The sequence below is a fragment of the Tenacibaculum crassostreae genome (assembly GCF_964512405.1).
GTDB classification, from domain to species: Bacteria; Bacteroidota; Bacteroidia; order Flavobacteriales; family Flavobacteriaceae; genus Polaribacter; species Polaribacter crassostreae.
Genome location: NZ_CAZELE010000002.1, coordinates 237,226 through 252,724 on the forward strand (window position 1 = coordinate 237,226; position 15,499 = coordinate 252,724).

Annotated in this window: 15 protein-coding genes; 4 read left to right on the forward strand and 11 right to left on the reverse strand. The window is 32.7% G+C overall.

Annotated features, from left to right (window positions below):
• From ACKTST_RS02140 to ACKTST_RS02150, 3 genes are all read right to left on the reverse strand, one after another.
• Nucleotides 1–1,008, reverse strand: a complete 1,008-nt coding sequence (locus tag ACKTST_RS02140) for a 4-hydroxyproline epimerase (RefSeq protein ID WP_408046148.1) — start codon at nucleotides 1,006–1,008, stop codon at nucleotides 1–3.
• A gap of 155 nt (nucleotides 1,009–1,163) precedes the next feature.
• Nucleotides 1,164–2,759 carry an aldehyde dehydrogenase (NADP(+)) gene (locus tag ACKTST_RS02145; RefSeq protein ID WP_408046149.1) on the reverse strand — a complete coding sequence of 532 codons (1,596 nt, stop codon included), beginning with the start codon at nucleotides 2,757–2,759 and terminating at the stop codon, nucleotides 1,164–1,166.
• Nucleotides 2,760–2,838: 79 nt separating this feature from the next.
• The gene (locus ACKTST_RS02150) at nucleotides 2,839–3,768 is read right to left on the reverse strand and encodes a dihydrodipicolinate synthase family protein (protein WP_408046167.1); all 930 of its coding nucleotides are present in this window, start codon (nucleotides 3,766–3,768) and stop codon (nucleotides 2,839–2,841) included.
• Nucleotides 3,769–3,919: 151 nt separating this feature from the next.
• On the opposite strand from ACKTST_RS02150, the gene ACKTST_RS02155 reads away from it, so the two are divergent.
• Entirely contained in the window at nucleotides 3,920–4,768 is an 849-nt protein-coding gene (locus ACKTST_RS02155) for an AraC family transcriptional regulator (RefSeq protein WP_408046150.1), read from the forward strand.
• An 82-nt stretch (nucleotides 4,769–4,850) separates the two neighbouring features.
• Complete coding sequence (locus tag ACKTST_RS02160) at nucleotides 4,851–5,825, forward strand: PorP/SprF family type IX secretion system membrane protein (RefSeq protein ID WP_408046151.1); 975 nt, start codon at nucleotides 4,851–4,853, stop codon at nucleotides 5,823–5,825.
• Here the strand turns inward: ACKTST_RS02160 and murI are convergent.
• From murI to ACKTST_RS02200, 8 genes are all read right to left on the reverse strand, one after another.
• Complete coding sequence (gene murI, locus ACKTST_RS02165; RefSeq protein WP_408046152.1) at nucleotides 5,822–6,613, reverse strand: glutamate racemase; 792 nt, start codon at nucleotides 6,611–6,613, stop codon at nucleotides 5,822–5,824. The genes ACKTST_RS02160 and murI overlap by 4 nt on opposite strands.
• A gap of 66 nt (nucleotides 6,614–6,679) precedes the next feature.
• Nucleotides 6,680–7,189, reverse strand: a complete 510-nt coding sequence (locus ACKTST_RS02170) for an OmpH family outer membrane protein (protein ID WP_408046153.1) — start codon at nucleotides 7,187–7,189, stop codon at nucleotides 6,680–6,682.
• Nucleotides 7,190–7,226: 37 nt separating this feature from the next.
• On the reverse strand, nucleotides 7,227–8,030 hold the full coding sequence (locus tag ACKTST_RS02175) for an OmpH family outer membrane protein (RefSeq protein ID WP_408046154.1): 804 nt from the start codon (nucleotides 8,028–8,030) through the stop codon (nucleotides 7,227–7,229).
• A 62-nt stretch (nucleotides 8,031–8,092) separates the two neighbouring features.
• Entirely contained in the window at nucleotides 8,093–10,699 is a 2,607-nt protein-coding gene (gene bamA / locus ACKTST_RS02180) for an outer membrane protein assembly factor BamA (RefSeq protein WP_408046155.1), read from the reverse strand.
• Complete coding sequence (locus ACKTST_RS02185; RefSeq protein WP_408046156.1) at nucleotides 10,635–11,387, reverse strand: isoprenyl transferase; 753 nt, start codon at nucleotides 11,385–11,387, stop codon at nucleotides 10,635–10,637. The genes bamA and ACKTST_RS02185 overlap by 65 nt, the downstream gene beginning before the upstream one ends.
• Before the next feature lie 2 nt (nucleotides 11,388–11,389).
• Entirely contained in the window at nucleotides 11,390–12,079 is a 690-nt protein-coding gene (gene porG / locus ACKTST_RS02190) for a type IX secretion system protein PorG (protein WP_408046157.1), read from the reverse strand.
• Nucleotides 12,080–12,183: 104 nt separating this feature from the next.
• Nucleotides 12,184–13,080, reverse strand: a complete 897-nt coding sequence (locus tag ACKTST_RS02195) for an NAD kinase (protein ID WP_408046158.1) — start codon at nucleotides 13,078–13,080, stop codon at nucleotides 12,184–12,186.
• Between the two features lie 22 nt (nucleotides 13,081–13,102).
• The gene (locus ACKTST_RS02200) at nucleotides 13,103–13,762 is read right to left on the reverse strand and encodes a CBS domain-containing protein (RefSeq protein WP_408046159.1); all 660 of its coding nucleotides are present in this window, start codon (nucleotides 13,760–13,762) and stop codon (nucleotides 13,103–13,105) included.
• 59 nt (nucleotides 13,763–13,821) lie between these two features.
• Between ACKTST_RS02200 and ACKTST_RS02205 the strand changes: the two genes are divergently transcribed.
• Nucleotides 13,822–14,535, forward strand: coding sequence for a pyridoxine 5'-phosphate synthase (locus ACKTST_RS02205; RefSeq protein WP_408046160.1), 714 nt, complete (start codon nucleotides 13,822–13,824; stop codon nucleotides 14,533–14,535).
• A gap of 1 nt (nucleotide 14,536) precedes the next feature.
• Nucleotides 14,537–15,301, forward strand: coding sequence for an alpha/beta fold hydrolase (locus tag ACKTST_RS02210; RefSeq protein ID WP_408046161.1), 765 nt, complete (start codon nucleotides 14,537–14,539; stop codon nucleotides 15,299–15,301).
• Nucleotides 15,302–15,499 lie beyond the last annotated feature (198 nt).

The window sequence follows — 15,499 nt, forward strand, 5'->3', positions numbered from 1 at the left end:
TTAGATTACTTGAAAACCATGTGCATAAGGATCATCTTCATCATCAATAATAATGTTGTTGTATCCGTACACTTTTGCCCACCCTTGAATACTAGGGATAATAGCTGTTTTACCATCAAGTATAGTTTCTTCTTCAACTCGACCTATAAATTTACTGCCTATAAAACTTTCATGGATAAACTCTTCACCAACTTGTAGTTTTCCTTTAGCATATAACTGTGCTAAACGAGCTGAGGTACCCGTTCCGCATGGTGAACGATCAATAGCTTTATAACCATAAAAAACAGCATTTCTTCCAGATGAAGTAGGATCGATAGGGTTTCCGGTCCATAACATATGTGTTACATCTCTAATGGTGTCGTTTTCAGGATGAATAAACATATCTGGATATTTTTCGTTGATGCTTTTACGAACTTCTTGTGAGTACTGAATTATTTTTGAAGCTGTAAAATCGTGAACGCCAGAAAAGTTTTTCTGCGGATCTACAATTGCGTAATAATTTCCACCGTAAGAAACATCAAAGGTAATTTCTCCTAATTCAGGACAATCAACAGTAAGTCCTTCCGCAGCCAAATAACTTTTAACGTTCGTTAAACGAACCCAATCAACTTTTTTACCTGTTTGTTGGTATTCAATTTCAACCAAACCCGCAGGAGCTTCCATTCGTATTTTTCCTGGAATTTTAGGTGTAATTAAACCTTCTTCAATAGCTATGGTTATAGTTCCAATGGTTCCGTGTCCACACATAGGTAAACAACCAGAGGTTTCAATAAATAAGATAGCAAAATCGTTTTCAGGATTATGAGGGGGGAATAAGATTGAGCCACTCATCATATCATGTCCGCGAGGTTCGAACATTAAACCTTTACGAATCCAATCATACTCTTTTAAAAAGTGTTGGCGTTTTTCGCTCATGTTTGCACCTATTAAATTAGGACCGCCACCAGCAACAACTCTTACAGGATTTCCGCAAGTATGAGCATCAACGCAAAAAAAAGTTTTTCTCATGGTAAATTGAACTACCAGCTTGCATTTTATAGTAGAAAAAACCCTTCAAATTTCTCTATTGATAAAAAGACAAAGCTGGCTTTTTTCAATTTCTTTAGATGCCCCAAAAGTAGTGTTTGAGCTAAATTGGTTTCTAAAGAAATTCTTAATTTTTGTTATTTTATTTCTTGTTTTGTAAAACTACCGTTAACCGAACGTAAAATTTGTAAAGGGTTTTCGTTTTTTAACTCATTTGGGAGTAATTCGTTAGGGAAATCTTGAAAACTAAAAGGCCTTACCCAACGATTGATTGAATTTACTCCTACTGCTGTAAAACGACTATCGGTAGATGCAGGATACGGACCTCCATGTACCATTGAAGGGCAAACTTCAACTCCTGTTGGTACGCCGTTAAAAATAATTCTACCCACTCTGTTTTGCAATGCTGCAATTACTTTAGGGTAGTTTGCTGCTTCGTTGTCAGCAATCACAGTTCCTGTAAGTTGCCCTTCTAAGTTAGATATTATTTGCTCTAGTTGTTCGATATTTTCACATTGAACTACTATTGAGTAAGGTCCGAATACTTCTTGATGTAAAGTAGGGTTTTCTAAAAATGTTTTTCCTTCAACTGTTGTTATTACTTGAGAAGCATAGTTTGTTTGAGTTTCTTTAGAGTATTCACCTACAACTGCGGTTCCTTCTTGAGCGATGGCTTTTGCTTTATTACTTTCGTAAGCTGCAACAATATTTGGATGCAACATACAAGATGGATTAATTGCTACAATTTTCTGCGCTAAAGAATTGATAAATTTGGTTAAACTGTCGCTTTTTAACCCGAGAATTAAACCAGGGTTTGTACAAAATTGCCCTGTTCCTAAAGTGATTGAGTTTGCATAAGTTGACGCTAAATTTTCACCTCTATTTTCTAAAGCTTTAGGGAACATTATTACTGGGTTGATACTTCCCATTTCGGCAAATACAGGAATTGGTTCTTCGCGTTTTGCAGCTAAATCAAACAAAGCTCTACCTCCTTTAATGCTGCCTGTGAATCCAACTGCTTTTACCTTAGGGTGGGATACTAACTGTTGACCAACTTCGATACCACCAGAATTTAAATTTGAAAAAACACCATTGGGCATTCCTGTTTTGTCAGCAGCTTTACTAATAGCGGAAGCAATTAACTCTCCTGTTCCTGCATGCATTGGGTGAGATTTTACAACTACAGGACACCCAGCAGCCAAAGCAGCAGCAGTATCGCCTCCAGCAGTAGAATAGGCTAAAGGAAAGTTGCTTGCACCAAAAACAACAACTGGACCTAAAGGAATATTGAATTTACGAATATCTGATTTTGGTAACGGTTCTCTATCAGGAATAGCGGTGTCTATAGTCGCTTTTACCCAAGAACCTTCAGTAACTAATTCAGCGAAAGATCGTAATTGAAATACGGTTCTTCCCCTTTCTCCTATAGCTCTTCCTTCTGGTAAACCAGATTCTGACATGTACATGTGAATTAAATCATCACCTAAGTTTAAAATTTCATCAGCAATAGCATTTAAAAATACTGCTTTTTTGCTTCCAGGATAATTACGATATTCTTTAAAAGCGTTATGAGCGAGTTCTATCGCTTCATTAACTTCATTTATAGTTGCTTCAAAAAAAATAGAATCGTTTTCTTTGTTTAGTTGTGGGTTAAAAGTTGTGTATGTTTTGTTTCCTTTGGAAGAAAGCTTGTTTCCTATATAATTTTTTCCTGTGATTGCTGTTGTTGTCATGATATGTTTTTTGTTGAAGCCTGAATTATAAATGAACAAATCCGAGCTATACAATTATTACACAACTCGGAAATTAGGTTTAAAATGCTACTTGTAAGCTTTTATAATCAGGTAATTCAGGTCTTGTTTTTAGTCCTTGGCTAATAATTGCTAAAACTCTTTCTCGTTCTTCTCCTATCAAAGGTAAACGAGGAGCTCTTACATTTTCGGTTCCTATTCCGGTTGCTACTTCTGCTAATTTAATGTTTTGAACTAACTTAGCGTTAATATCTAGTTCAAGAAGAGGTAAGAACCAACGATAAATTTCTAATGCTTCTTGATGTCTTCCTGCTTTTTGTAGTTCGTAAATAGCTACTGTTTCTTTGGGAAAAGCACATACTAAACCAGCTACCCATCCATCAGCACCCATAAAAAGACTTTCAAGTGCTAACGTATCTACTCCGCTTAAAATAGCCAACCTGTTTCCGAAACGGTTTTTTATACGGGTAACGTTAGATAAATCTCTTGTAGATTCTTTTACTGCTTGAATATTAGGACAGTCGTTTAATAGTTCTTCAAACATTTCTAAAGAAACTTCTATACCATAATCTACTGGGTTGTTATATACCATAATTGGTAAATCTGTAGAGTTAGCCGTTTGTTTGAAAAATTCAACTGTTTCTCTTGCATCAGCTTTGTAACGCATTGGAGGAAGCATCATTAAACCAGAAGCACCGTCTTCTTTTGCTTTTTGAGCAGCTTCAATCGCACCTTTGGTGGTTTGCTCAGCAATATTAATAATTACAGGAACTTTGCCTTCAACTATGCGAACAGCTTTCCTTACTAAGGTTCTTTTTTCATTGTCTGACAAAGTGGAAGCTTCACCTAGTGTGCCTCCTAAAATTATACCATGAACACCAGCTTCTAATTGAGCTTTAATATTTACTTCAAACATTTGTAAATCTAAAGTATCTTCATTCGTAAACTTAGTTGTTACTGCAGGCATCACGCCTTCCCAATTTATCATAATTATTGTTTTGTTGGCAAAGTTATAGGATAAGGAAAGTATAGAATATTGTCAAATTATCTAAAAATAATACTATATTATCTTAATAAGATGACTTATAGTTTTATTTTGATAGTATTTGCATAAATTTGAAAACATATAGTAGTTTTAATTCATGAAAGTATTACCGTTTAAAATACCAAAAACTCAAAATATCGGATTGATTTATCAGGAAGATAAAGAGCAATTTTTTTATGATAAGTTTCATCAGCACGAAGAAATTCAACTTTGCGCTATTTTAGAAGGAGAAGGAACTTTAGTTGTAGGTGATACAATTAATAAATATGAATCTGGAGATGTTTTGGTGATTGGAAGTAATTTACCCCATGTTTTTAAAAGTGATATTACTTCTATAAAAGAATCTTTTATGATTTCTCTTTTTTTTACAAATGATTCTTTTGGAAAAGACTTTTTTGCATTGGATGATTTCATAGAGTTAAACCCATTTTTTGAAAAATCAATCGTAGGTATAAAACTTGTTGAAAATCAAGAAGAGGTAATTAAACTATTTTTAGAGTTGCAAGAAGCTACTAGTTTTGATCGTTTTTTAGGGTTACTTAAAATATTAAAAATAATAGTACATTCTAATATTAAAGAATTAGCAAATTATGTATACCCAAAACGATATACAGATAACGAAGGGAAACGTATGCGAAATGTGATGGATTTTACAATGAATAATTTTCATAAAAACATAGGTTTAGAGAATATTGCTGAAAAAGCCAACATGACACCAAACGCATTTTGTAGGTATTTTAAACAACGAACAAACAAGACGTATTTTACTTTTTTAAATGAGCTACGTATTGAAAACGCTTGCAAATTATTATTATCAGAGAATACAGTAGCTATAAGTGAAATTGCATATCAATGTGGATTTAATAACCTTTCAAATTTTAATAGGAAGTTTAAAGAAGTGAAGGTATTGAGTCCGTCAGCATATAGGAAAAATTCGGGTTTTTAGTTGATAGTCTGTTATAATAGAATAAAACTTTAACAGATTTTAAAAATCTCTTAACTATATTTGGGGCTTCTATTATTATTTCATGAAAAAAAGAATTGCTTATTTAGTGTTGTTGCTATTTTCGATAAATGTAACAGCACAAGAAACTTTACCTATTTATGCTGATTATTTGTCAGACAATGTTTATTTATTACACCCAGCAGCTGCAGGTATTGGAGACTGTGGTAAAATACGATTAACAGCTCGCCAGCAATGGTTGGGGGTTCAAGACGCACCTTCTTTACAAACTGCGAGTTTTCACGCTAAGTTAGGAGAGTATTCAAACACTGGTTTAGGGGTGATTTTATTTAACGATAAAAACGGATACCATTCTCAAAAAGGAATTCAAGGAACCTATGCATATCACATTGATATGGGGAATGAAAATCTATTCAATCAATTGTCATTCGGATTGTCTTTTTCTGTAGTTCAAAATGAAAGAGATCAAAGAACTTTTAACAATGATCCAGCTGTAACGCAAGTTATAGAAAGTGATTTTTATTTTAATGCCGATTTTGGTATGGCATACCATAAAAACGGTTTTTCTTCATATTTCACAGTGAAGAATATTTTGTTATCTGCAAAGAATAATTTGAATTCAGGTTTAGAGTCGTTAAACCTGAGAAATTATATTTTAGGAGCTGGGTATTTCTTTGGAGATAAAGATAAACTACAATTTGAACCATCATTTATGTTTCAATACAAAGAACAAACTCAAGAGAAAATTGGTGATGTAAACTTTAAAGTTTATAAAACTTTTGAATCTACTCAATTATGGGGAGGGTTATCTTATCGAAGAAGTTTTGATGGTAGTGTTTTTGGTGAATCGCAATATATTACGCCTATTTTAGGATTGAATTATAAGAACTATATGTTTGCTTATACCTATACTCAACAAACGGGAGATATTGTGTTTTCAAATGGTGGATATCACCAAATATCATTAGGTATTAATCTTTTATGTAAAAAAAGAAGGGCAGCAGCTTGTCCTAATATCAACGGAAGTTTTACGTATTAAAAATCTAAAAATTCTGTTTTAGCATTTTTGTAATCTTTTAAAATATTTTCTAAAACAGATTTTTCTTTGTTTATATAAAAAATATTAGAAGACTGAGTTTTACTGTTGTTAAGCAAATTGTGCTCAGACATTACATTTTTTAATTGTCTAGCAACAGCTTCTCCAGAGTCGATAATCTGAACATTTTTACCAGCTATTTTTTGAATTTGAGGCTGTAAATAAGGATAATGAGTGCATCCCAAAACTATATAATCGCATCCTTTTTCTAACATAGGAGAAATGTACTTTTCTAATAAGTTTGTCATTTCTTCAGAATGTATTTTACCTTCTTCAATCAATTCAACTAAGCCTTCACCAACTTGTTCAATAATCGTAATTTCACTATTTAAAGTAGAAGAAGTCTTTTCAAATAAAGCACTGTTTAAAGTTCCTTTAGTTGCTAGAATTCCTATTTTGCTTGTTTTGGTGTTTAAAGAGGCAGGTTTTATTGCGGGCTCAATACCTATAAAAGGAATGTTGTAATTGTTTCTTAAATGTTGTATAGCATTAGTGGTAGCAGTATTACAAGCAACTACAATAATTTTCGCTCCTTTAGCAATTAAATATTCGGTGTTTTTTATGGATAGATTTAGAATTTCTGAAGGAGTTTTTTGACCGTAAGGAGCATTTTTACTGTCAGATAAGTAAATAGTACTTTCGTTAGGTAAAAGTTGATGTATTTCTTTCCAGATTGATGTTCCGCCTATACCAGAATCAAAAATACCAATAGGTTGATGCGAGTTATTCATATGATAACAAAAATAAAAATCCTGCTGTTTTCAGCAGGATTTTTATTTAAAATATTTTAGAATTTATTAGAAACCTAATTTAGCTTTTACAGCGTTGTAGATATCTTCTCCTTTATCGTAAACGATTAACCCTTTACCAGGAGCAGCATCAAATACATAGATAATTCCTTTTTCAGCAGCTACAGCTTTAATAGCGTCTTCAGCTTTCTTTAAAATAGGAAGAGTTTTCTCTTGGTATTTTTTTTGCATTTCTTGACCTGCAGCTTGTTCTGCTTGAGCAATTTTTTGTCTGTCTAACTGAACTTCTTGAATTCTTTTTTGATTTACTTCTTGAGTTTGGCTTTTTCCTTCAGCATCGTATTTTTTCACTTTTGCGTCAAGCTTTTTATACATTGTTTCAATGTCATCACGGTAAGTTTTATTAAGCTTTTCTAATTCTGCCTTCATTGCTTTTGTTGCAGGCATTTCAGCTAATAATTTATCTGTGTTAATATGTGCAGTTTTTTGCGCATTTGCCACACCACCTAATCCAACAGTAAAAATTGCAACTAATAATAACGTTTTTAAATGTTTCATCTTTGTTTTAATTTAATTAATGTTCTTTATTCTTGATTTATTTGTTTTCTTCTGTTTTTTGTTCTTTTTCCTTTTTAGCGTCTTGTTGTGCTTTTAATAAAGCTGCTCTTTTTTCTTGTAATAGCTTTCTTTTATCAGCTCTTTCTTGCAAACGTTGCTTTCTTTTTTCTTCTATCTGCTTTATTTTAGCTATTCTGTCTGCTTCTTTCTTATTTTTTAATTCTTCTTTTTTTGCAATTTTTTCTTTTTGCTCATCACTTAAATTGTCGTTTTTAAGTAATTCTTTTTTTGCTTCAATTTTATCCCTCTTATCTTGTTTTTTCTGATCAATGTTAATCATTTTTACAACAAGGTCGCTAATATCGTGTTTTTTATTTGAATATAGCATAACCAACTCACTTGATTTATCGAAAACAAAATCGTACTGTTTTCTTGAAGCAATAGTTTGCACCGCATTGTATACTTGATCTTGTACAGGTTTTACTAGTTGCTTTCTCAGGTTATACATATCACCATTTGGACCAAAGTATAAAGATTCTAACCTTCTAAGTGATTCTTGTTTAATAGTGATGTCTTCTTCACGTTCTTCGATCAACTCTTTGGTTAAAATAGCTTTTTCGTTTGTTAAATCAGTTTTTAAAACCTCAATAGCACGTGCTTCTTTATCTAGTCTGGTTTTCCACTTTTCAACCTTTGCATCTAACGAGTTTTGAGCTTCTAAATATTCTGGGATATTTTGAAGAATGTACTCCATATCAATATATGCAATGCGTTGGTTTTTTTGGGCAACAGTTATACTTGTAATAAGTAAAAGAACGATTGATAAAATGTTTTTTTTCATCTTGTATAATGTGTTTAGAAAAAACCGTGCCAAAACCTTAGACGTACTATTTATAGGTGGTTTTAGAACTGTCTTCCAATTATAAAATGCGTTTGCCAACCTGATTTTTCTGATAAACCTGGCAATGGGTCGAAACCATGTGCGAAATCGATGCCTAACAGACCAAATGCAGGCATAAATATACGAACACCAACTCCGGCTGAACGTTTTAACTTAAACGGATTAAAATCGCTAAAATTGTCATATGAATTACCTGCTTCTAAAAATCCAAGAGTATAAATAGATGCAGATGGTTTATCTGTTATAGAATAACGTAATTCTAACTGAAATTTGTTGTAAATAGCCCCACCATCTAAAGAAGAAATTCTGTTGTTTTCATAACCTCTTAAACCTACAGTTTCACGTCCGTCTAATTGACCTTGTGCAATACCATCTCCACCAACAAAATACCTTTCTACAGGAGTTAAACCAACTTCATTATTATACTTTCCAAGGTATCCTAATTCAAAATTAGACATTAAAACTAATTTGTTGTTTGCTGATAGTGAAGTATACCATTTACCTTTTGCAGATAGCTTGTAGTATTCCAACCATTTGTATTTATCAGCTAAATAAGCTTGTCTTTCTTCATTAGTTGGGTTATCTGGTTCTGTGTAATCTTTTCCGTTAACTAAAGAGTATGGGAAAGTAGCTTTAGCTCTCAATGTAAATTCTGAACCATACGTAGGGAAAATTAAACTTGGACCAGCAGAGTTACGACTTAATGCTACAGTATATGCCAAGTTGTTTAAATCCCCTTTGCTAAGAACATCAGTAGAAGATCCTACACGATACCCATAGTCTTGTAATTCAATTCTTTGGTAACTTATGTTTTGAGATAATGTGAAATAATCATCTGGCCATTTTAAACGCTTACCTAAACCAATAGAGGCTCCAATAATTCCTAAGCTTTCGTCTTTATTTACTTTATTGGTTGTGAAATCATACCTGTACTGATTTGAAAAATATACTGAGAATGATAATGATTGTGGAGTTTTACCTCCTAACCAAGGCTCAGTAAATGAGAAACTATAAGTATTGTAAGTTCTACTTGCTTGTAAGCGCAAAGATAAACTTTGTCCATCTCCCATTGGTAATGGTTTGTAAGCTTCTTTATTGAAAATATTTCTAATAGAGAAGTTATTAAATGAAAGCCCTAAGGTACCAATGAATGAACCTCCACCGTATCCACCTTGTAATTCGATTTGGCTACCTCCTTTTTCAACTACAGAAAATTCAATATCAGCAGTTTTGTTTTGATAATCTGGTTTTACATCAGGAGTTACGTTAGTGTCAAAGAATCCTAATTGTCCTATTTCACGAATAGAACGAATGATATTTTGGCGACTAAATAAATCACCTGGTTTTACGCGTAATTCTCTAAAAATTACATGGTCGTTGGTTTTATCATTTCCAACAACTGTTACTTTTTTAATTGTAGCAGGGTCATCTTCACGAATACGAACCTCTACTGTAATAGAGTCGTTTTTAACCTTTGTTTCAACAGCGTTTACTTGTGAGAATAAATATCCGTTGTTGTGATATAATGTTTGAATGTCTTGAGAAGTTGGAGTTCCATCACCAGAAATACGCTCTTTTAAAACTTTTCCGTTGTAAATATCTCCTTTTTCTATTCTAAGGATATTGTTTAATTGTTCATCAGTATATCTTTTGTTTCCAATGAAAACAATTTCATCAAAACGATATTGACTACCTTCTTCTAACTCAATTTCAATATTGATAGTGTTGTCATCGTTCCAAACCATTTTATCAGATAAAATCCTAGCATCACGATATCCTTTTTCACTATATTTTTCAAGAATACTTTCTAAATCAGCTTTATAATCTTCTAAAATATATTTTGAAGCTTTCCAGAAACGACCTATGAATTTACGCTTTGTGTTTTTCATAGTTCCGCGTAAAGTAGCGTCAGATAAAGCTTTGTTGCCAGTAAAAATGATGTCTTTAATTTTGATACGTTCACCTTTATCGATAAAAATAGCCATACTCACGGTATTAACATCTGAGGTGTCCTTCTTAGTATCTAATGTTACTTTAGTTTTTAAGAAACCTTTATCAGTATACTTCTTTTTTATAAAGTTACGTGTAGTTACAATAAGGTTGTCGGTAACCATCACTCCTTTTTTAAGTTCGGTTTCCTTTTTTAATTCTTTGGCTTTTGACTTGCTAATACCTTTTATTGTAATATCAGTTAATTGAGGTAATTCTGTTACGTCAAATTGTAAGTAAACAGTTTCACCATCTCTTTTAGATAGATATACATCTACTTCACTAAACTGTTTGCTTTCGTATAATTTTTTTATAGCACTAGTAAGCTTGTCTCCAGGTAATTTTATTGGTTGACCTTCAACTAAACCAGTATAAACTCTTACGGTTTGCTCGCTAAATTTTTGTAATCCAGTTACAGTTATCCCTCCTAAAATATATTCTTTCCCTTTTTCATAAGAAATAATAGTAGTTGAAGTACTGTCTGTAGGAATTGTGTTTTGTGCTTGTGTACTCACCGTTAAAAAGGTGATAAAAAATACTAGTAAATACGAATATTTATTCATTGGTTTCAATCTGTTCACTGGTTTTTCCGAATCTTCTTTCTCTGTTTTGATAATCATAAATAGCGTTGTAAAGATGTTCTTTTCTAAAATCTGGCCAAAGTACATCTGTAAAATGCAATTCAGCATAGGCAATTTGCCAAAGTAAGAAATTACTTATTCTTTGTTCCCCGCTTGTACGTATCATTAAATCAACATCGGGCAAATTAAACGTATATAAATGACTATTTATAATTTTATCGTCAATTTTTTCTATTTCTATCTCGTTATTAACAACTTTTTTTGATATGTTTTTGATTGCATTAACAATTTCTTCCCTTGAACCATAGCTTAAAGCAAAGGTAAGTGTAAAATGAGTATTGTTTTTGGTAGCTTCAATAACCTCATTCAATACTTTTTGAGCATTTTTAGGTAAACTTGTTAAGCTGCCAATAGCGTTAATTTTTACGTTTTTTCTTTGAAATTCAGGGAGTTCTTTTTTTAATGTAGTAACAAGTAAACTCATTAAGGCATCTACCTCTAACTTAGGTCTGTTCCAGTTTTCTGTAGAAAAAGCATAGAGCGTTAAGTGTTTTACACCTAACTCTGAAGCAGCATCGGCAGTTTCTCTAATAGCAGTTAAAGCATTTCTATGTCCAAAAACACGCTGCATTCCTTTACTTTTTGCCCATCTACCATTACCGTCCATAATAACGGCAATGTGGTTTGGTATGTTTTGTAAATTAATGCTTTGTAGTTCTTTCTTCATATTTAGTTTGCTAATCCACTATAACAAGGCGGTCTTCCGAAGGTGTATACGATAGAAACACCTGAGAATACATACCAGTCGTTTCCGTTACCTCCAAAATTTAACGAGTTTATTTTATCTGTTGTATAGTCTAAATCATCAACAAGAGTAAATCGAACACCAGTTTCAAAAGCAATAGCTAAATTATCAGCTAATCGCCCTTTTACACCAACACCTACAGGTAACGTATATGAAAAAGTGTTTTTTAAACGGACAGTATTGGTTGTTGGTCCAGGTTCTGGACTCTTGTAATTAAAAGCGGCTATTTGTGCCAAAATATAAGGAGTAAAATTGGTTCTAAAATCACTAATGTTGTAATCAAAGAAATTAAACTCGATTCCTGCTGCAAATTCATGCACAGTATTTGTAAAAGAGAATTGACCTCCTGGTCTATTCAATCTATAAGAATTATCAGCATCTTTATCATTTCCTGATACAGGAATATACATGTAAGAACCTCTTAAAGCTATTCTAGGATTTAAATTGTATTTATATACCAACCCGCCAGCAAGTTCGTTTGGGTATATGTAGCTAGTTCTACCTATATCACCCACATAATTAGAACCTCCGGCGAATACCCCGATTTCATGTGTTTGTGATTGTAACGGTGTTACCAAACAGGTAAATAATATTAATAAAATAAGTCCTCTCATTGTAAAATAGCGTGCAAATATAGGGAATTGAATTTGCTTTAAAAAGTTAATAATCCGTCTTTTTGATTAACTTTTTTTTACAGAATTTATTGTGATTAGTTGCATTATAAACTCTCATTTCTTGTGTCTTCACCCCATAAAAGTTTTCCTCGTAAGGTTTTTAAGTACGATTGATTTTTGGGTAAAATACTTTTAATAGTGAAAGGAGCTTTTTTAATTTTCATTCTAGTTTCTTGAGAAACTGTTGCTATACGAGAGTCTAAAGAGATTAAAAAATCTTTTTCACGAGCACTTACTTCTAGGTGAATTTCGGTGTCGTCTGGAATTACCATTGGACGTGCATTTAAGTTATGAGGAGCTATTGGAGTAATAACAAAACTCTTTGAATTTGGTAAAATTACAGGTCCGCCACAACTCAACGAATATCCTGTAGATCCTGTTGGAGTAGAGATAATAAGACCGTCAGCCCAATAATTGGTAAGGTATTCTTTATTTAAAAAGGTTTTAATTCCAATCATAGAAGTGGTGTTTCTTCTGGCAATAGTAACTTCATTTAAAGCAAAGTTAAGTTCAGAAAAATCTTCGGTAGTTGGTGAGGTTGCTATTTGTAACAGAGATCGTTCTTGAAGTGTGTATTCTTTTTTCAAAACCAAGTCAATAGCTTCTTCAATTTGATCTTTTTGGATTGTAGCTAAAAAACCTAATCGACCAGTATTAATTCCCATAATAGGGATGTTTAAGTCGCGTATATAAGTTACAGCTCTTAAAATTGTTCCATCTCCACCGATAGTAAACATCACATCAAAAGTGTTGGATAAATCGTTAAAATGCGAGTAGGTTGGGTATTTTTTATTAAGTGAATTATTTTCAATAAACAAGTTATAAAACTGTTGCTCAAAAAAAGCAACAATATTGTGTTTTTCTAAAACAGCTAAAAGAATGTTAACTTCTTTTTCTGCAAGTGTTGTATAAGCTTGTCCGTAAATGGCTACTTTTTTCACGTGTAAAAAGGTTGTTTTAAAATTACATATCTAAATACTTTCTTAAATATGCTGCTCTGTCTTTAAGTTCTTCTAGGTAAAAGTCGTCTTCGTGTTGTGTGATTACGTTGTAGTCGTATCGACGAAAAGTTTGAATAATCTCGTTTATTTCATCAGAAATTATTTTAATAGTAACTTCTACATTTTCCATGTTTTCTGATGAAATATAAGCTCCCAAAAGTTTTCCATTGTTGGTCTCTACTATTTGAACAACTTGACTCATCGAATAGTCATTTTTGTTTTTGTCTATAATTAACGTATCGCTTTCGTTGTGTAAAAACGGACTGTTGGCAAAAGCATCTAAAATATCGCTCAGCTCATAATAACCAACATACATCGTATTTTTGTCTAAAACAGGAATTAAGTTCGAGTCGTTGTCAGCAAAAAGTGAAATTAAATCAAGTACTGTGGCTTTTTCATCAGTATAAAAATGATCTAATAAATACGAGTATTCACTTAATGTTCGGTTTTTATTCTCAATAGTTTGAATATCGCTTTCTGGCAAGCATCCCAATAATTTCCCATTTTCAACCACAGGAATATGAGTAATGGGCAGGTCTTTACATAACTGTTGCGCGCTTTTTACCGAGCTGTTAAGTGTTAACGCTTTTATTTCTTTAAGTATAAAATCATTGATTTTCATTACTACGAATATAGTTTAAAATGTTGGAATGCGTTACCTTTGTATTCTAATTTTATAGCATGACAAAGTTAAGTGTTAACATTAATAAAATAGCTACACTTCGTAATTCTAGAGGTGGTAATGTGCCTAATTTATTAAAAGTAGCAACCGATATACAAGAATTTGGAGCGGAAGGAATCACTATTCACCCAAGACCAGATGAACGTCATATTCGTTACCAAGATGCGTACGATTTAAAATCACTGGTTACTACCGAGTATAATATTGAAGGGAATCCGATAGATAGTTTTATGCAAATGGTTTTAGAGATAAAGCCAACGCAAGTAACCTTGGTTCCTGATAGTGTTGATCAACTTACATCCAACGCGGGTTGGGATACCATAACACACCAATCGTATTTACAAGAAGTAATTGCTGAATTTAAAAATGCAGGAATTAGAACCTCAATTTTTATTGATACGGATTTGAAATTGATTGAAGCTGCTGCTAAAACAGGAGCCGATAGAATCGAATTGTATACTGAAGAATTTGCTACTCAATACGAAAAAGGAAACAAAGAAGGTGTAAAGCCCTATACTGAAGCAGCAATTTTAGCTCATGAACTTGGTTTAGGTATTAATGCAGGACATGATTTGAGTTTAGATAACATCCAATTTTTTAAACAGAATATTCCAAATTTAGCAGAAGTATCTATTGGTCATGCGTTAATTTCTGAAAGTTTGTATTTAGGGTTGGAAAATGTAGTAAATATGTATTTACATCGATTACAATAATATGCAAATTTTACACTCGAGAATAGTTGGATCAGGAAAACCGTTGTTAATTCTTCATGGGTATTTTGGTATGGGAGATAATTGGAAATCTCACGCTAATAAACTTGCTGAAGATGGTTTTGAAGTACATTTAATCGATCAACGAAATCACGGAAGAAGTTTTCATTCCGATGCTTTTGATTATGAATTGTTGGTGGGCGATTTGTACAACTACATTCAACATCATAACTTAGAAAAAGTTGATTTATTAGGGCACTCTATGGGAGGAAAAACAGTAATGTTATTTGCTACTGAGTATCCTGAATTGGTTAATAAATTACTAGTTGCAGATATTTCTCCGAGAAATTATCCTCCACATCACCACGATATTTTAGCAGCGTTAAACTCTGTAGATTTCTCAAAACAAACTTCTCGTAGTTCGATTGATGAAAAACTAGCGGAGTTAATACCAGAAGTAGGTGTACGCCAGTTTTTGTTAAAAAATGTACACCGAAAAACAAAAGACGAATTAGCGTTTCGTTTTAATTTACAATCGTTAACCGAAAACAATAAGGAAGTAGGGGTGGCGCTACCATCGTTTACAGTTTTTGATGGTGAAACCTTGTTTTTACGTGGTGCGAATTCTGGGTATATTACTACAGAAGATGAGCCATTAATAAAAGCACATTTTCCAAACGCAATTATAAAAACAATAGCCAACGCAGGGCATTGGCTACATGCTGAAAATCCTAACGATTTTTATAAAGAGTTAATTCAGTTTCTTTAATAGGTTTCGCTATCGGTTTCGTATAACCGTCAGTTACGGCTAAAATAGCCAAAACTTTTCGAATTAAACACTGACTTTAGCAATTCCGAGTGGATTCGGGCGTAGTCGAATCCGCCGTAATTGCGGTTATACATTGTTAGCAATAGTTTTTATTTATCAGGAAGCCCGTATTTGTTTTTTTCTTTACTACCTTCTTTT